The 19,055-nt window shown below is 46.7% G+C and carries 13 protein-coding genes; 5 read left to right on the top strand and 8 right to left on the bottom strand.

Annotation, left to right across the window (positions count from 1 at the left end):
* Positions 1 to 14 precede the first annotated feature (14 nt).
* Positions 15 to 2,165, bottom strand: a complete 2,151-nt coding sequence (locus EKN56_RS21070) for an ESPR domain-containing protein (RefSeq protein ID WP_246019928.1) — start codon at positions 2,163 to 2,165, stop codon at positions 15 to 17.
* 775 nt (positions 2,166 to 2,940) lie between these two features.
* Between EKN56_RS21070 and EKN56_RS01690 the strand changes: the two genes are divergently transcribed.
* Together EKN56_RS01690 and EKN56_RS01685 are read left to right on the top strand one after the other, a co-directional pair.
* Positions 2,941 to 3,897, top strand: a complete 957-nt coding sequence (locus EKN56_RS01690; RefSeq protein ID WP_130590226.1) for an AEC family transporter — start codon at positions 2,941 to 2,943, stop codon at positions 3,895 to 3,897.
* A gap of 76 nt (positions 3,898 to 3,973) precedes the next feature.
* Complete coding sequence (locus tag EKN56_RS01685; protein WP_130590225.1) at positions 3,974 to 4,594, top strand: glutathione S-transferase family protein; 621 nt, start codon at positions 3,974 to 3,976, stop codon at positions 4,592 to 4,594.
* Positions 4,595 to 4,910: 316 nt separating this feature from the next.
* Here EKN56_RS01685 and rlmB read toward each other — a convergent pair whose 3' ends face one another.
* The 4 genes from rlmB to EKN56_RS01665 all read right to left on the bottom strand — a co-directional run bounded on the left by rlmB (position 4,911) and on the right by EKN56_RS01665 (position 10,231).
* The gene (gene rlmB / locus EKN56_RS01680) at positions 4,911 to 5,645 is read right to left on the bottom strand and encodes a 23S rRNA (guanosine(2251)-2'-O)-methyltransferase RlmB (protein WP_130590224.1); all 735 of its coding nucleotides are present in this window, start codon (positions 5,643 to 5,645) and stop codon (positions 4,911 to 4,913) included.
* A gap of 73 nt (positions 5,646 to 5,718) precedes the next feature.
* Entirely contained in the window at positions 5,719 to 8,154 is a 2,436-nt protein-coding gene (gene rnr / locus EKN56_RS01675) for a ribonuclease R (RefSeq protein WP_130590223.1), read from the bottom strand.
* Between the two features lie 12 nt (positions 8,155 to 8,166).
* On the bottom strand, positions 8,167 to 8,616 hold the full coding sequence (gene nsrR, locus EKN56_RS01670) for a nitric oxide-sensing transcriptional repressor NsrR (protein WP_130590222.1): 450 nt from the start codon (positions 8,614 to 8,616) through the stop codon (positions 8,167 to 8,169).
* A gap of 316 nt (positions 8,617 to 8,932) precedes the next feature.
* The gene (locus EKN56_RS01665) at positions 8,933 to 10,231 is read right to left on the bottom strand and encodes an adenylosuccinate synthase (protein WP_130590221.1); all 1,299 of its coding nucleotides are present in this window, start codon (positions 10,229 to 10,231) and stop codon (positions 8,933 to 8,935) included.
* 453 nt (positions 10,232 to 10,684) lie between these two features.
* Here EKN56_RS01665 and fruB point away from each other — a divergent pair, with 453 nt between their 5' ends.
* The 3 genes from fruB to fruA are packed head-to-tail and all read left to right on the top strand — an operon-like array spanning position 10,685 to position 14,456.
* A complete protein-coding gene (gene fruB, locus EKN56_RS01660) occupies positions 10,685 to 11,815 on the top strand; it encodes a fused PTS fructose transporter subunit IIA/HPr protein (RefSeq protein ID WP_130590220.1) in 1,131 nt (376 codons plus the stop codon).
* Positions 11,812 to 12,750 (top strand): 1-phosphofructokinase, encoded by a 939-nt coding sequence (gene fruK, locus EKN56_RS01655; protein WP_130590219.1) that lies wholly within the window; start codon positions 11,812 to 11,814, stop codon positions 12,748 to 12,750. The genes fruB and fruK overlap by 4 nt, the downstream gene beginning before the upstream one ends.
* A gap of 14 nt (positions 12,751 to 12,764) precedes the next feature.
* The gene (gene fruA / locus EKN56_RS01650) at positions 12,765 to 14,456 is read left to right on the top strand and encodes a PTS fructose transporter subunit IIBC (RefSeq protein ID WP_130590218.1); all 1,692 of its coding nucleotides are present in this window, start codon (positions 12,765 to 12,767) and stop codon (positions 14,454 to 14,456) included.
* 947 nt (positions 14,457 to 15,403) lie between these two features.
* Here fruA and hflC read toward each other — a convergent pair.
* The 3 genes from hflC to hflX are packed head-to-tail and all read right to left on the bottom strand — an operon-like array spanning position 15,404 to position 19,052.
* Complete coding sequence (hflC, locus tag EKN56_RS01645; protein ID WP_130590217.1) at positions 15,404 to 16,429, bottom strand: protease modulator HflC; 1,026 nt, start codon at positions 16,427 to 16,429, stop codon at positions 15,404 to 15,406.
* A gap of 6 nt (positions 16,430 to 16,435) precedes the next feature.
* Entirely contained in the window at positions 16,436 to 17,716 is a 1,281-nt protein-coding gene (hflK, locus tag EKN56_RS01640) for an FtsH protease activity modulator HflK (RefSeq protein WP_130590216.1), read from the bottom strand.
* Positions 17,717 to 17,768: 52 nt separating this feature from the next.
* Positions 17,769 to 19,052: a ribosome rescue GTPase HflX gene (gene hflX, locus EKN56_RS01635; RefSeq protein ID WP_130590215.1), complete on the bottom strand. Its 1,284-nt coding sequence runs from the start codon at positions 19,050 to 19,052 to the stop codon at positions 17,769 to 17,771.
* Between the last annotated feature and the right edge of the window lie 3 nt (positions 19,053 to 19,055).

Here is a 19,055-nt window from a genome sequence, read left to right as displayed (position 1 = left end):
GTGCCGCTTAAAGACTAGACATCCGCATTGGCTTTATTTGCCAACACGTTTAATGCAACGTTGTTATCCCCGTTGACATAAATATCGCCGTTATTTCTCACCGTAGTGGTATCAATCGCCGACAGACCAAAGTTCTGTGCGACATAGCCAAGTACCTTCGAGCCCAGAACTTCAATACGCCCGTTATTGACCACCAGACCACTGGCACCGTTGACCAACATGCCAACCGCATTACGAACTTTCGACCCCAGAATAATGGTACCGTTATTGGTTACGTCACCACTACTACTGGTACGAACACCGGCAGCTTGAGAGGCACCACCAATCATATTGACGTCGGAATACCCATCGGTCATCGAAGTTTGCGCCTGAGTACCTACATAAATCTCGCCGCTGGCACTGTTTACAAAGGTTGAGCTACCGCTGATATCCGCACCATAACCAGAGGCTTTACCTGTGGGATTATGGCTATTGCTGACAATGTTAATTCGACCATCGTTAGTCGCCTGAGTATTCCCCTCTGCCAGCATACCGGCGGCGCTGTCGCTATCACCATTGGTTAATGCGACATTGATAAGTGAGCTATTACTTAAAGTACTATTGCCCTTACCATGCATAGCATAAGAGCCATTGTTATTAACGTTCTGATTAGTGCCATTCTTCTCTATAAACAGGCCGGCGTTAATCGTACCGAGGTTAGTCGCTCTGGAATCTTCTGCCAGCATGCCGTCAGACAGCGGGCTGCTGCCGCTTTCGCGCCAGGCGTTTAAAGCACCTTGGTTAATTAACGTGGCGTTATCTTTAGCATGCATCACCGAACTTGCACCGCTAACTGCCAGGCTGCCTTCAGAAGTAATGATCCCTGACGCATTAGAACCGGTCGCCAGAATGACATTCAGCTCACCGGTATCCAGAGTGCCATTATTACTGTGTGCCAGTCCGTCCTGCCAGATATGGTATTCCCAATCAACTCTGTCGGTTTCCCGCAGGGCCAGAACAGATAAGAGCAGGGAGTTGTAAGCATCCTGCGCAGTTTTGGCAGAGTTAATCACCTTACCGTCGCTGCTGGTAACTTCGCCATCTAACCAAAGTTGAACCTGACTGGGAGTAGTGCCATCATCTTGAATTAACCAGTCATTCAACGTGGCAATATCGGCGGCGGATTGAATGGTAAACGTTTTGTCCGCCAGACGAACCACGTCACCGGACGCATCCAAACCATAAGCAGGTACACTAATTTCCTGACTGTATTTAGTGCTGCTTACCGTTCCGGTTTGAGTATCTGAAGGGAGAACGATCGCCGGTGCAAAATTAATACGGTTATCGGAATACCAGTTAACATCGCTGGTTGCGGATCCGGTACCTTCAGCGGCTGCCAGTGTCGTATGTTTACTGAGCAATGAGATAGTGTTAGACGCATCAGAAATTGCAGTGGCGCTGTTAGTATCTGCACCTAAATAGACATTAACTGTCCCGCCTACCGGAGCAATACGGGCAATGCCCAAATTGTTATAAATCTTAATGGAAGAAGGATCATAAGTTGGCAACTGAATAGCACCAACCTGTTCAGAAGTATTGGTACCAAAAGTCGAAGAATCATACACTTTTAGTACCGACTGGCTCCCTTCCAGACCGGGAATGGTTACATTGACTTCCTGATTTTGTTGCGGCTGCCCCGCAGAAGTAGAATAGAAAAAACTATCTATATTATCTGCAGTGATCTGCTCAGTCTGCTGGCTACTTGACAGGGCCTGAATGGTTTTTATTCTGCCCTGAAGCAATAAATCTTTTAGCGTTGCATTAATAATGTTGCCATTGCTACCCGTTTCCAACACCGGTATTGGCCCTACAATATTCAGTACCGTACCTGCCAGATAATGCTGATCGTTAGCGGTATTATCATTCTGATCTATACCATCAATATTAAAATGCACCCCAGTTTGAAACTGTTGGTCAGGGCTTTGTGCAGGAAAGGTGTAATTACCTATCCATGATTGGTTAATGGTAGCACTATGGGAAATAAGCGGAAACATGCTCAGAGCTAGTATTAGTGCGGCTTTCAGTGTTGTTCGTCCAGAACCTTTCTTTCTTCCTTTTGTTGTTTCAGGGGCTACCACCATGGCATTAAGAGCGTCACTCCAGACCAGTCTATAAATGGTGTTCATATATTATTACCTATTGGACAAACAAATACTCACAAATACAGGGGGTATTCAATATAAATATTATATTCAACAACCCATTCCCATTAGTCATAAAGAAAAAGAGGTTTAGTTATTAAGGTCATACTATAAAAAATAGCCTATGTATTTTATACAACAAGTTTATAGATATTAAATATTAAGAGAATTCTTTTTAAATAAAGTATTTTCTTCATAGTATCGTTATTGATACTTCACCAACAAGAAAGTGTAATAATTTGTTTTTTATGAATTTTGATGAGAAATAAGAATAAACAAATACGTGTTTTTTATACATACAACCATAATATAAACATGGTTTATTTATAATAAAAATACACTCACAGCTCAAAAAACAACCTGATTATATAAGTCCATTATTATTTTTTAATAAAAAATAGTTTTTTAGTAACCATACAGTCTATTTTAATTTATTGACTTTATTAACCATATTATATTCAATGAATTAACAACCAAATTAAAATAATACCAGGTGTAAACTAATATTTACCCCTCCAAAAAAAGCCTTAGAATCACTAAGGTAACTCGAGGCTCTTTCTGTAAATGACCAAAATTTCAGCGTTATCATGTTGCCTGATAATTAAATAAAGCACTTATTTCTGAATCACCGACTGAGTATTGACGTTTTAATCGAGCTACGTAATAGTCATAAATAAATCATTTCGCAAATATTCAATATAAAAAGATTGCCCATATGATTAGCACGATCATTATTTGTATATTTACTTAATAGGATCACATGCAAAGCTTCCTTCTTCCTCTCTGGCATCAAATTGTCCTTTCTGCACCGCTGTTTATTCTGGCCATATTGGGATATGCCCTCATTCGCTGGGCAAAATGGAGCAAAAACGTAGCTGATGGCCTGACTAAATTCGTTTTCTCCGTGGCCCTACCCGCCATGTTATTTCGTATGATGTGTAACTTCTCTAAGCAACCGCCGGTCGATGCACGTTTGCTTATTGCCTTTTTTGGTAGTTGTCTGATTGTTTTTGTGATTGGACGAGTACTGGCTGCAAAGATGCTGAAACTGGACGGAACCTCGGGTTCAGTATTTGCACTGGGTGGAATCTTCTCCAACAACGTCATGTTGGGTATTCCGGTGGCGACGGTGGCACTTGGCGAGGCTTCTCTGCCTTCTGTCGCACTGGTATTAGTATTTAACGGTTTAATCCTCTGGACTCTGGTTACCGTATCGGTTGAATGGTCGCGCAGTGGTTCTCTCTCTATCAATGGTTTTGCCAAAACCGCCGCCAACGTGCTGAAAAATCCACTAATTATTGGCATTATCTCCGGCACGCTGTTCAGTTTGACCGGCTATGATTTACCTGCAGTTGTTGATCAACCGGTAAGCATGCTCGGGCAAATTGCTGCTCCCATGTCACTGGTTGCTTTGGGTATGGGATTAGCTGAATATCGCATTCGTGATGGCTGGCAAATCAGTTCCGTGATTTGTACCTTAAAGCTTATCGTACAGCCCTTTATTGTCTGGCTGCTGGCGGTAGCGCTTAATCTTCCCCCCATGGAAACGCAGGTTGTCGTGTTGTTAGGATCAATGGCGGTTGGCGTTAATGTCTATCTGATGGCGCGTCAGTTCAACGTTATTGTTGGTCCGGCTGCATCCAGTATGGTGATCTCCACCATTCTGTCAGCCATTACCACACCGCTGATTCTGACGCTGATTGGCGTTCGGGTTTAACCAACGGAAAAAAATTTAGCCTACAATGAAATACTGAAGTGTTTAATTATTCATTGATAATCAGGAGAAGCTCATCATGTATCAGCTGTATATTGCCAATAAAAATTACTCCTCATGGTCGCTTCGCCCCTGGATTTTACTCAGTCAGTTAGGCATTCCTTTTGAAGAACGTATCGTTCCATTTGATACCGGCTCTAACTGGGAGAAATTTCGTCGCTTCTCGCCGTCAGGAAAGGTACCTTGTCTGGTTGACGATCAAACCATCGTCTGGGACTCTCTGGCTATTGCCGAGTATCTTGCAGAGTCTTATCCTGAAGCCTGGCCAGACTCTCGTGAAGCTCGCGCCTGGGCCCGCTGTGCCAGCGCAGAAATGCACTCCGGGTTCGGTGTACTACGCAACAGTTGTCCAATGAGTGTAGGCATACGAATCCGCCCGCATCAATTATCAGAGCAATTAATCACTGAACTGGCTCGACTAAGCGAACTGTGGGAACAAGGACTAAATCAATTTGGCGGCCCTTTTCTGGCAGGTAAAAAATTCACCGCCGTAGATGCCTTTTTTGCACCGGTCGCTTTCAGAATCCAAAGCTACGACTTACCGGTTTCTCCAACCGCTAAAGCCTACGCTGAACGTCTGCTAAACCTTCAGTCAATGATGGAGTGGGAAGAAGAGGTACTAAAAGAAGTCTGGCGATAGGCATACTGCTAAATGATTTAAGAGCCAGATAAATTCAGAAACAATACGACCAGCATCAATGCTGGTCGTATCATTGATGACAAACTCTGATAGATCAGTTTAGCACCTTAAGATAGCTAATCGTTGGGAGGGACGGGTGTTGGGGTCGACTTGGCGTAAGCCAACGAAGCGCCCCTAACCCGGCCAGGCCCAACGCACACCACTGCTAAGTACAGATGGTTTACCGACCGTTACCGATAGTGGATATAAGCACGGTGTTTTTACGGTCGGAATATTTTCAGGTGCTGATTTATTAAGTTTGTCAGCAGATAAAATACTACTCTCCGCGCTGGCGCACAATCTCAAACAGGCATATGCCGGTCGCCACCGATACGTTTAGCGATGACACACTTCCCGCCATTGGAATACTAATCAGTTCATCACAGTGTTCACGAGTCAGGCGGCGCATGCCCTCACCTTCAGCCCCCATAACTAAAGCCACCGGACCGGTACACTTGGTCTGATACAGTGTATGGTCAGCTTCTCCGGCAGTTCCCACAATCCAGATATTTTGCTCTTGCAGATAACGCAAAGTACGAGCCAGATTAGTCACCCGAATTAAAGGAACGGTTTCTGCCGCGCCGCTGGCGACTTTTTTCGCCGTTGCGTTTAGTTGGGCTGAACGGTCACGAGGAACAATTACTGCATGGACGCCGGCGGCATCAGCACTACGCAAACAAGCCCCCAAATTATGAGGATCGGTAACGCCATCCAGTACTAACAGGAATGGTTTCTCCAGTCCTTCAAGCAGGTCCGGCAGATCGTTTTCCTGATACTGGCGCCCCTCTTTAACTCGAGCGACAATTCCCTGATGTACTGCCCCTTCGGCCTTATTATCCAGCCACTGACGATTAGCTACCTGAACCGAAATACCGTTTTGTTCAATTTGCTGAATCAGCGGCAGCAGGCGACGATCTTCACGACCTTTAAGAATAAATACTTCAATAAAACGTTGAGGATCGCGCTCTAACAGCGATTGAACAGCATGGATCCCGTAAATAATTTCACTCATGTCTCAGTTCTTCTTCAATACCATATAAAAGCAGGGCGACACTCTGGCCGCCCTGCGATAATGACCGGACAGATTAAAGATCGGCGGCTTTCTTAGCCCGTTTACTCTTTAATGCCGCAGTTATCTTTTTAGTTTTTGCTGAAGGTTTAACCTTCGCTTTAGTTTTAGATTTAGCCGGAGCTTTAGCTTTGCTTCCCGCCTCTTCCTGCTTAGGCTTACTTCTTCTTGGCGCTTTTACCCGCACATTACTGTCAGCAGCAAAGCTATCAGCTTTAGAACGGGCCGCTTTTTTGCCCCGCTCTTTTTCCGTTTTACCTTCACCACGCGGACGACGCTCACTGGAAACCAGAGAAAAATCTATTTTGCGCTCATCCAGATGAACAGCCTCGACTTTTATCTCAACTTTATCGCCAAGACGGAAGGCCTGACCAGAAGACTCACCAATTAAGCGCTGGCCGACATTATCAAACCGATAGTAGTCATTTTCCAGCGTAGATACATGCACTAAACCATCGATATACAGATCGTCCAGACGGACAAAGAAGCCGAAGCCAGTCACGCTGGAAATAGTACCTTTAAATACTTCACCCACGTGATCCTGCATAAAGTCACACTTCAGCCAATCGGCTACGTCACGCGTGGCTTCATCAGCACGACGTTCAGTCATAGAACAGTGCTCACCCAATTGCAGCATCTCTTCCATGGAGTAGTGCCAACCGCCGCTGGAAGTTGAACCGCCTTTCTTACCGGACAGTACAAACTTGATTGCCCGGTGTAAAGAGAGGTCCGGATAACGACGAATTGGCGAAGTAAAGTGAGCGTAAGCATCCAAGGCTAAACCAAAGTGACCGCGATTTTCCGGGTCATAAACCGCTTGTTTCATCGAACGCAGCAACATGGTTTGCAACATTTCACGGTCCGGACGATCGGCCACCGCATCCATCAGCTTGGCATAGTCTTTCGGTGCCGGTTCTAAACCACCACCCAGAGTTAATCCCAATTCAGACAGCACGCTGCGTAACGAACCCAGATTGTCACCTTTAGGACGATCGTGAATACGGAACACGGCTGGCTCTTCTGCGCGCTCAACAAAACGAGCAGCAGAAATGTTTGCCAGAATCATGCACTCTTCAATGATCTTATGCGCATCATTACGCACCAGAGGCTCAATGCGTTCGATACGACGTTCAGCATTAAAGATAAACTTCGGTTCTTCAGTTTCAAACGAAATACCACCACGCTGTTCGCGAGACTTATCCAGCACTTGATACAGCTTATGCAGCTCTTCCAGCATAGGAACCAACGGTTGATAATGCTGGCGTAGATCCGCATCACCCTCCAGAATATGTGCAACCTTGGTATAGGTCAGACGAGCATGGGAATTCATCACCGCTTCATAGAATTCAAATGACGTCAGCTTACCGGTTTTGGATACCGTCATTTCGCAAACCATACACAGACGGTCGACCTGAGGGTTCAGCGAGCAGAGGCCGTTAGATAATACTTCCGGCAACATCGGAATAACCTGTGACGGGAAATAGACGGAGTTACCGCGGCTACGCGCTTCTGCATCCAGCGAGGTTCCCGGTCGCACGTAGTAACTAACATCAGCAATGGCAACCCACAGGCGCCAACCTCCGCCACTTTTTTTCTCACAGCATACCGCATCATCAAAGTCGCGGGCATCTTCGCCATCGATGGTAACCAGCGGTAAATCACGCAGATCAACCCGCCCTTTTTTGGCTTTTTCTGGTACCTGTTCTTTCAAAACTTCAACTTCACTCAATACCGCTTCAGGCCAGACGTAAGGAATTTCATGGGTACGCAGAGCAATATCTACCGCCATTGAAGTACCCATATTGTCGCCCAGTACTTCAATAATATTACCGATAGCTTTGGTACGACGGGTTGGTCGCTGAGTCAGTTCCACCACCACTACATAGCCCATGCGGGCACCCATAATGCTTTCTGGTGGAATCAAAATATCGAAGTTCAGACGGCTGTCGTCCGGCACCACAAAACCTATTCCGGCATCAGTGAAATAGCGTCCGACAATATGGCTGGTTTTTGGTACTAAAACTCGTACCACACGTGCTTCGCGACGGCCTTTACGGTCTAATTCCATCGGCTGGGCTAAAATCACATCCCCGTGGATGGTGAGTTTCATCTGTTCAGGTGAAAGGTATAAATCGTCTTTGCTCCCTTCAACCCGTAAAAATCCATAGCCATCACGATGGCCGATTACCGTACCTTTCACCATATCTAGGCGTTCCGGCAGGGCATAACATTGGCGACGGGTGAAAACCAGTTGGCCATCACGCTCCATCGCTCTTAAACGGCGACGCAGCGCCTCTTGTTGTTCTTCGCTTTCCAGTCCCAGCGCTTCTACCAGTTCATCACGACTGGCTGGCGTCTGACGCTTTGATAATAAATCGAGAATATATTCGCGGCTGGGAATGGGATCCCCGTACTTTTCAGTTTCACGGGCTAAGAAAGGATCTTTTGTCATTATTTATCCTTATTATTTATTGACCGATATGGCAGGATGCTCCATAAACAGCAGTGTTTGCAGTCCAGTATTATCAACCACCATATCAGCGAGAGTATGACTATCAAGTTCGTGTAAAAAAGCCTTTACCGCATTATCCAATACTATTTTTAAGCGGCAGGAAGGCGTGATATGGCAGAATTGCGGACTACAGTTAACCAGAGCCAATGGCTCCATGGCTCGAACCACATCACCAATTCGGATATCTTCTGCGGCCTTACCTAAACGAATACCACCATTTTTTCCGCGCACGGCATCCACCAGGCCGACACGACTCAACTGATTAATAATCTTCACCATATGGTTACGCGAAACGCCATAGACTTCGGTGACCTCAGTAATATTGGTCAACTCACCCTCTGGTAACGACGCCATATATATTAAGGCCCTCAGGCCATAATCGGTAAAACTGGTTAATTGCACAAACACCTCATAACAATAATTACGTTCCAGACAGCCATTAGCATCCTGTCGGCTGTATATCGCGGGTTTAACGATTCACCCGCATTTCTGGCGCTTTTTTCTCCTTGCGCCAAATAAAAGAACTCACTTCTCTCTTTTTAGAATAGCAAACATGTTGACTATGCGCTTGAAAATTATCCGGTTTGCATATTATGCATACAAATGTCGTTGTTCATTATCGGCATATAGTAAACGATAGCTGGCAAAGCGGATAACTTTCCTGATAAAAAAACCGGGCTGATTAGCCCGGTTTTTACCTGTACATCAATAATGAAACTTACGCATCGAATGGATCGCGTAAAATCATGGTTTCAGTACGGTCAGGACCGGTAGAAACGATATCTACAGGTACACCGGTTAACTCCTCAACGCGCTTAATATAGTTACGCGCGGCCTGAGGCAGTTTATCAAACTCTTTAACACCAAAAGTGGTTTCAGACCAGCCAGGCATGCTTTCATATACTGGTTCGATACCTTCCCAGGCGTCAGCATCCAGCGGCGTAGTTTCAACAACCCGACCATCTGGCATGCGATAACCAACACAGATTTTCACTTCTTTCAGGCCATCCAGCACGTCCAGTTTGGTCATACAGAAGCCGGAAAGAGAGTTAAGCAGTACCGCACGACGAACGGCGATAGCATCTAACCAGCCGGTACGACGGCGACGACCAGTCGTTGCGCCAAATTCATTGCCTTTCTGGCAAAGGAATTCACCCACATCATCAAACAGTTCTGTCGGGAATGGACCAGCACCAACGCGAGTCGAATAGGCTTTTACAATACCTAATACGTAATCGACATAACGAGGGCCTAAGCCAGAACCGGTAGCAACACCACCAGCGGTGGTATTCGAAGAGGTCACATACGGGAATGAACCGTGGTCAATATCCAGCAGTGTACCCTGGGCCCCTTCAAACATCATCAACTCGCCTTTTTTGCGCGCGTTGTCCAGCAGGTCAGATACATCAACCACCATAGAGGTCAAAATATCTGCAACTGCCATGACATCATCCAGAACGGTTTGATAATCAACAGCGTCAACTTTGTAGTAATTCACTAATTGGAAGTTGTGATATTCCACTACTTCTTTCAGCTTAGCTGCGAACGTCTCTTTGTTAAATAAGTCGCTGACGCGCAGAGCACGACGAGCAGCCTTATCTTCATAAGCAGGCCCGATACCACGTCCTGTGGTGCCAATCGCTTTTGAACCGCGTGCTTTCTCACGAGCTACATCGAGAGCGACATGATAAGGAAGGATCAGCGGGCAAGCGCCTGACAGGAGCAGACGCTCGCGCACAGGAATACCGCGTTCTTCCAATTCACGCATCTCTTTCATTAAAGCTTCTGGAGATAACACCACACCGTTACCAATGACGCTGATAACGTTTTCGCGAAGAATACCGGAAGGAATCAAATGAAGAACGGTTTTTTCACCGTTGATAACCAGAGTATGACCTGCGTTGTGTCCGCCCTGATAGCGTACAACATACTTAGCCCGTTCAGTCAGCAGGTCAACGACCTTACCCTTACCTTCGTCACCCCATTGAGTGCCCAGTACGACGACGTTTTTGCCCATCTCACTATTCACCAAGTCAGTTAAAAAAGAATTCTACCATTACATTTCGTTGCTTTCAGTATTTTTTAACACACTTATTCAAACTCGGACCAGATAAAAACCTGAGTAGCTTAAAAGATCGCCATTTCTTTGTTCTGGCGCAAGTAATCGATTGCCTGATAACCCTCTTCCATGAAGGTTTTTCATCAGGCGGTTCTTTTAATAAGAAAAATGAATAAAGCAGACTTGGCGTCAGCAAATCCCATATCTTCTCTCCGTTTCGTTATAAATAAGTTAAAAAATGTGCGTAATGTCAAAAAAATGAAATCAGGTCATAAAGAAAACTTGCATAAATAGCGAACAGCGAAGATATTTCACGAAAAGATTCAGCATTGATAAACCAATAAGTTATGGTAAGTCAGTGCTTATTTTTCGATTAAAAGCTGAAACGATTCAGTCATTTGTGAGGGAAATATGTATCAATTACCGATTAAGAACATCCATTTAAATGCATCCGCAGCCAATAAACAGCAGGCCATTGAACAAATTGCATCTGCACTGGCTCAATCTGGCTATGTGACTTCAGAATATCTTAACGGCATGTTACAGCGGGAACAGCAAACATCGACCTATTTGGGGAATGGTATCGCTATTCCCCATGGCACAACGGATACCCGTCATCTGGTATTAAATACGGGTGTACAGGTCTTTCAATTTCCTCAGGGAATTGAATGGGGAGAAGGTCAGACAGCTTATATTGTCATTGGTATTGCGGCCTGTTCTGATGAACATTTGTCTCTGCTACGCCAGTTAGCTCATGTCCTGAGCGATGAAAGTCTGGCACACCAACTTGCCAACACAGATTCAGCAGAGCAACTTCGCAGTTTATTAATAGGAGAGAAGCAATCAGCGGAGTTCCGGTTTGATGCCTCGATGATTGTGCTGGATATAGATGTGGATAATATCGTTACGCTACAGGCACTCAATGCAGGACGGTTACAGCAAATTAATGCTGTTGATCACCATTTTATCGCCGATGTTCTCAGCCATCCGCCGGTTAGTTTAGGGCAAGGTATTTGGCTATGTGACAGCCTTAAGGGCAATCTGCTCAGTGCAGCAACCGTCAGCCGCCCCATCCGCACGTTTAATCTCAACGGTGAACCTGTAGGAATGTTACTGACCATCTCCGTTGCCGATCGTCAACCAAACCCATTACTAAATCGACTGGGTAGCCTGTTAATCGCACAACAGGCAAAACGTCTGCTAACCGCAGATACAGCAACACTATTAGCGCTGTTAACCAGCGACACCATGCCTGATGAACAAGCGCTTAGTGCTGAATTTGTCATCCACAATGAACATGGACTACATGCTCGCCCCAGCACGGTGCTGCTTAATACCATCAAACAATTTAATACTGAAGTGACCGTCGCTAATCTAAACGGCAGCGGCAAACCCGTTAATGGACGCAGCATGATGAAACTGGTTTCTCTGGGGGTGCAAAAAGGCCACCGGTTACGTTTTACCGCCACTGGTAAAGATGCACAAAATGCACTCTCCGCTATTGGTAATGCTATCTCTGCGGGTTTAGGGGAAGGTGTATGAGCAGAAAAGTTGCAACCATTACCCTCAATCCTGCCTACGATTTAGTAGGAAGCTGCTCCGCCCTGGAGTTGGGTGAAGTGAATCATATCCAAACCACCGGATTACACGCCGCAGGGAAAGGGGTAAACGTTGCTCGAGTTCTGAAGAATCTGGGTATTGATGTCACTGTTGGTGGCTTTATCGGGCGGGACAATCAGGATGGCTTTCAACAACTATTTAGTGAATCGGGTATTGCCAATCGTTTTATGGTGGTTCCCGGACGTACCCGGATTAACGTCAAGCTGACAGAAAAATCGAGTGAAGTAACCGATCTGAATTTCTCTGGTTTTAACGTTCCACCACAGGATTGGGAGCGTTTTGTCACAGACTCACTCTCCTGGCTGGGGCAGTTTGACATGATTACTGTGAGTGGCAGTCTGCCTTCAGGTGTTTCTCCGGATGCTTTTACAGAATGGATGCTTCGATTACGCAGCCTCTGTTCCTGCATTATTTTTGACAGCAGTCGTGAAGCGCTGATTGCCGGTCTTAAAGCCTCGCCATGGTTGATTAAACCTAACCGTCGTGAACTGGAAATCTGGGCAAATCGTCCATTACCAACGATGAGTGACATCGTTAATGCTGCCCATGAACTTAGGGCACAGGGTATTGCTCACGTGGTTATCTCCCTCGGTGCGGAAGGGGCGTTATGGGTCAACAACTCCGGCGCATGGCTGGCTAAGCCGCCAATTTGTGAAGTGGTTAGTACCGTTGGTGCCGGTGACTCCATGGTTGCTGGTCTTATCTATGGTTTGCTGATGCGTGAATCCAGTGAACATACATTACGTTTAGCGACTGCGGTTGCGGCTCTCGCGGTTAGCCAAACCAGCGTTGGCATCGGAAATCGTCTTGAATTAGCCGCCATGATGTCGCGAGTTAATTTGATACCCTTTAATTAGAGGCAGGATGCATCATGAAAACATTACTTCTATCAGATAATTCACTGGGTCAGGCCGTTAGCCATCTGGCTAAATTCGCTTTGACTGCAAATATGGAAAAGGCAGGGCTAATTCAGGTAGACATTCTGGATGAGGCCGAACTGGTGATTGTGGTTGGCGATGCCATTCCTGAATCCTATTCGTTGGAAGGTAAAAAAATCTGGCTGGGAAATGCGCAGTTAGCTATCAGTCATCCTGAAGATTTCCTTTATCAGGCGATAACCAATGCCTATTTCCATCATAACAATCAGGCAGCCAGTAGCATCCCCAGTCAGGCTAAACGAATCGTAGCGGTCACCGCCTGCCCTACCGGCGTTGCCCATACTTTTATGGCCGCTGAAGCTATCGAAACCGAAGCTAAAAAACGCGGCTGGGAAGTAAAAGTCGAAACTCGCGGCTCGGTTGGTGCCGGTAATACCATTACGCTAGAAGAAGTAGCACAGGCTGATTTGGTCATAGTTGCGGCTGACATTGAAGTGGATTTAAGCAAGTTTGCCGGTAAACCTATGTATCGGACTTCAACCGGTCTGGCGTTGAAAAAAACCGTTCAGGAACTGGATAAGGCCGTTGAACAGGCACAAATTTTCACTCCACAACAACAAAGTAAGAGCACAGCCAGTAATAAAAAAGAGTCAGCAGGTCCCTATCGCCACCTGCTGACGGGGGTATCTTATATGCTGCCAATGGTAGTGGCTGGAGGATTGTGTATTGCCCTTTCATTCGTTTTTGGTATCACCGCGTTTGAACAACCGGGTACGTTGGCGGCGGCTCTGATGGATATCGGTGGTAAATCTGCTTTTGCCCTGATGGTTCCGGTATTAGCAGGTTACATCGCCTTCTCTATTGCCGATCGCCCCGGACTCACACCGGGTTTAATTGGTGGTATGTTAGCGGTTAGTACTGGTGCCGGATTTCTCGGTGGTATTATCGCGGGCTTTCTTGCTGGCTATATCGCGTTGTTTATCAGCAACAAGTTATATCTGCCGAAAAGCCTGTCAGCCCTGAAACCCATTCTGATTATTCCACTGGTTGCCAGTCTGGTAACAGGTTTGGTAATGATTTATGTGGTAGGTACACCAGTAGCAAAAGTTCTGGCTGCCCTAACCCAATGGCTGAAAGATTTAGGAACAGCCGACGCTGTTATGTTAGGCGCCATTCTGGGTGCCATGATGTGTACCGACATGGGTGGCCCTATTAATAAAGCGTCTTATGCCTTTGGAGTGACTTTGTTAAGCACCAAAATTTATGCTCCTATGGCCGCGATTATGGCTGCGGGGATGGTTCCACCATTGGCTATGGGACTGGCAACTCTGCTGGCAGCACATAAATTCACTAAAAATGAACAGGATGGTGGTAAAGCCGCTCTGGTACTGGGGCTAAGTTTTATTACAGAAGGCGCAATTCCTTTTGCAGCCAAAGATCCGATACGCGTTATCCCTTGCTGTATGGCAGGCGGAGCCCTTACTGGTGCTTTATCGATGATGTTCGGTGCTGAGCTGACGGCACCACACGGTGGCTTATTTGTACTACTGATTCCTGGTGCAGTTCATCCTGTCGTGGGTTATCTGATTGCTATTATCGCTGGCGCGGTGGTAACAGGGGTAACTTATGCAGTGATAAAACGCCGGGATGTTGTGGTGTCGGATGGGGTGATGCAGGTGGCGTAGTGGATTTAGTTTTGAGATGCTCTGGTGTTGGATCAGGGGCATTGCCCCTGACAACCCAAGATTTAACCACTGTTATTGTTTTGGGTTCTTTTTAGTTCTGTGTATATTTCGCCGCCTCAAATTCTGTGACTAACTCAGCCCCGCAGCCCGCGTCGAGTCAGGGGTGTTGAGGGGCGAACACCCCTGACAACCCCCGCCCTTTTTAATCGCCGCTGCCTTCGCAGACTGGTTCTGCGTTTGTACATTAGTCACTGCCTATATGGGCATGCGTGATTCGAGGTTGCGACTTGTGCTTTGATTTGCTTTTCTGAGAAGCATTGAGTAAGACATTTGTCTTTTGTCTTTTGTCTTTTGTCTTTTGTCTTTTGTCTTTTGTCTTTTGTCTTTTGTCTTTTGTCTTTTGTCTTTTGTCTTTTGTCTTTTGTCTTTTAAGTTAAAACATCCGAATGTTGCCGAAGGAAGCAAAAAAATAGCACGACCCGCAGGGATGCGGGTCGAGGCGCAGCGACGTCTGGAGCGGCTCTGCGCCGGTGCGTCATTTTTTTGCTGACTGAGGTTGCCGCCGCAACGCGGCTGTCAACAGTCGGCTGCGCAGGCGCGGGGAGTGCAGAGGGGCGTTCGCCTCAACGCCCCTTTGCTCGACGCAAACTCCACTGCCGAGATAAACACAGCACTTAAAGCGGCGAAACCTACACCGAACCAAACAGCATCAGCTTTTTTATTGTCTGAGGTTGCCGCCGCAACGCGGCGGTCAACAGTCGGCTGCGCAGGCGCGGGGAGTGCAGAGGGGCGTTCGCCCCAACACCCCTTTGCTCGACGCAAACACCATTGCCGAGATAAACACAACACTCAAAGCAGCGAAACTGTCACAAAACACAAAAACCAAACCTCCAAATACAAAAAGGGCCCGGAGTTACCCCCGAGCCCTTCTCAATCCAAAACAAAACTTACTGCTTCAATCCAACCGACGGCGACTTCATATACCGGAAGAACTCACTATCCGGACGAAGTACCATCACATCGCTTCCGCTATTAAAGCTGGTTTCATACGCACGTAAACTACGAATGAAAGCATAGAAGTCAGGATTTTGACTAAAGGCATCAGCAAACAGCTTAGCAGCAGTAGCATCACCAGAACCGCGAGTCATACGTGCTTCACGTTCTGCTTCCGCAATCGTCTTGGTTACACGATAGTCAGCCAGAGCGCGGATTTTTTCAGCCTCTTCCTGACCTTGTGAACGGTGACGACGGGCAACAGCTTCACGCTCTGCACGCATACGCTGATAAATCGCGTCCGACACTTCCGTTGGCAGGTTGATTTGTTTAATCCGCACGTCAATAACCTGAATACCCAGCTCAGCCATACTGTTGGCATTCACTAACGGTAACTTGTTATCAACCGGTAAAGTATCCGCAGTTGCCGGGGCCTTTCTTTCTTCTTGTGAAGAAGCTGAGGCTTCAGTCGCTGCTGGCGCAACTTCAGATGGTTTATCTTCATACCCATTGTTTAATGCATTACGAACGTCCTGCATTAATTGACCACGGGAGTCAGTCACCAGATCTTTAATGTCGCGTTGACCAATTTCAGAACGTAAACGGTCACTCAGTTTACTGTTCAGGATACGCTCTGCGTTGGCGCGGTTACCATCACCGGTTGCCAGATAGTAGCGGCTGAAGTCAATAATCTTCCACTTAACGTATGAGTCAACAATCAGGTCTTTGGTCTCTTTGGTTACAAAGCGGTCAGCCTGGTTGTTCATAGTCTGAATACGTGCATCTAACAGTTTTACCGAATCAATCAGAGGCATTTTAAAATGCAGACCCGGTTGGTAAACCTTTGGATTATCCTGAGAGTCACGTAACACTTTACCGAAGCGCAGAACAATACCACGGCTTCCTTCTTCCACGACAAACAGGGAAGTAAAGATACCGACAACAACAATAACGATAATAGGAATAAGTAATTTACGCATCGGTGATTATCCTCTTCCTAAGCCAAATGAATTAAGACGCTCGTTGTAAGCATCGTTACGCTCTTGCGTAACTTTATTGGTGCTCTGTGATGCCGTTGAACGTCTGGTCGTTTCTGGCTTACTGTTGGTTACTGTCGCGGCCTGAGGTGCTTCAGTTGGCGTTTCAGTACTTGCCTGTGGAGCTACAGGTTGTTGTACTGCTGCGCCACCTTTACCACGCATCAGTTGGTCCAGCGGTAGAACCATCAGGTTATTACTCTTATCATCCACCAATACTTTATTGGTTTTACCCAATACTTTTTCCATGGTTTCAATATACAGACGTTCGCGGGTAATATCCGGAGCGGCTTTATATTCAGGCAATAGCTTGGCAAAACGAGAGACTTCACCTTCTGCTTCCAGAACGGTACGAGCCTCATAAGCTTTGGCATCTTCAATCAGACGCTGAGCTTTACCATTCGCGATTGGCTGTGCTGCGTTAGCATAAGCTTCAGCTTCACGGATATAGCGTTGTTCATCTTCGCGAGCGTTAATCACATCATCAAACGCGGCTTTTACTTCTTCCGGCGGACGAGCTGCCTGGAAGTTAACGTCCAGCACCTTCAGACCCATATCATAAATCTGAATGGTTTTTTCCAGCTCTTGCTTGGTGTCATCACGGACAATGGTACGACCCTGGGTCAGAATACGGTCCATGGTGTACTTACCAATAACAGAACGTAATGCACTGTCGGTCGCCTGACTCAAGCTGTCATCAGCATTGGTCACACGGTACAGATATTTAATCGGATCGGAAACCTGATACTGTACGTTCATCTCTGCACGTACTACGTTTTCGTCAGAAGTCAGCATAATGCCTGATGCTGCCAACCCACGAACCGCTTTGGTATTGACGGGTTTAACCGAGTCGATAAACGTTGGTTTCCAGTTCAGACCCGGCCCAACCATCGCTGGTTGTACCTGACCAAAACGGGTAATTACACCTAATTCACCTTCTTTGATGGTATAGAAACCACTGGCGGCCCAGATAACAACCACAACCACAGCAAGAATGCTGAACAGGCGACCACCCATAACAGGTACGCCAGAATTGCCGCTGTTACCACCACCGCTACCAGATTTACCCAGTAACCCACCTAACTTACTAAAAATATTGTCCAGATTCAGCGACTGCTGGCCACGACCTTTATTCGGTCCACCGCTGTTGTTCCCCCCGGGGTTGTTATTGTTACCACTCCCCCACGGATCGCGGTCCTGGCCATTATTACCGGGCTGATTCCACGCCATGTTTTTGCTCCACTCATTTACGATCGTTTTATCGGGCACAATCTAACAGGTCTCATTCAACAATGAAGTTTTCCAGAGCCTGCTCTTGTTTACAGAGGCGACGCCAGTCAACGATTGGCATCCTAATAACCAAACCGATGCTTCCATCCTCTTCAATCCACTCTTTAATAATGGCCTGAAGCTGATAAAAACGACTGCGTAACCGACCCTGTTCTACAGGCAATTTCAGTTCGTATTGCGCAATCTCACCGGAAAGACGTTCCGTCAATGCACGGAACAATAATTCAATACCATCACCAGACTCGGCTGAAAGCCAAACCCTGACGGGTAAATTGCTTTCATCTCTATCAATACGCGGAGCAAAATCCTCCAGCATATCAATCTTATTCATTACCAGCAGAACTGGTATTTCATGGGCTTCAATTTCAGTTAAAACTTCATTGACCGCTTCAATATTCTCATCGACCCGACCATCTGCCGCATCAATCACATGCAACAATAAAGACGCCTGACGTGTTTCCTGCAAAGTTGCTTTAAACGCGGCCACTAAATCGTGGGGTAAATGGCGAATAAAACCAACGGTATCAGCCAGAACAGTTGCACCCACATCTTCCACCTCAATACGGCGTAAGGTTGGATCCAGTGTCGCAAATAGCTGATCGGCTGCATAAACACCGGCAGTCGTAATACGATTGAAAAGGGTAGATTTCCCTGCGTTGGTATAGCCCACCAGCGATACGGTTGGAATATCGGCTCGCATGCGAGCCCGCCTTCCTTGCTCACGCTGCTTTTCAACTTTTTCAAGTCGGGCAAGGATCTGGCGTATTCGGTCCCGAAGCAAACGACGGTCAGTTTCTAACTGCGTTTCCCCCGGACCGCGTAAACCTATCCCACCTTTTTGACGTTCAAGGTGAGTCCAGCCACGAACTAAGCGGGTTGCCAGATGGCGCAACTGAGCCAACTCAACCTGCAACTTACCTTCGTGAGTTCTTGCGCGTTGGGCAAAAATATCGAGAATCAACCCGGTACGGTCAATTACCCGACACTCACAAAGCCGCTCAAGGTTACGTTCCTGAGCGGGCGAGAGGGAGTGGTTAAACAACACTACCGAAGCACCTGTAGCCTGTACCGCATCAGCAATTTCCTGAGCTTTACCTTCGCCTACAAAGTATTTGGCATGTGGGGCTTTACGGCTGCCAGTAACGACCTGCAACGCCTCCACTCCCGCAGAAGAAACCAGAGATTCAAACTCACTGAGATCTTCCGTATCTTTTTCCTGGGAGAAATAAACATGCACCAGTACCGCCTGCTCACCAGCATCATATCGGTCAAACAAGTG

The organism is Limnobaculum zhutongyuii (assembly GCF_004295645.1).
Lineage (GTDB): Bacteria > Pseudomonadota > Gammaproteobacteria > Enterobacterales > Enterobacteriaceae > Limnobaculum > Limnobaculum zhutongyuii.
The sequence above is the reverse complement of the archived record's forward strand: the minus strand, read 5'-3'. Positions and strand labels throughout refer to the sequence as shown.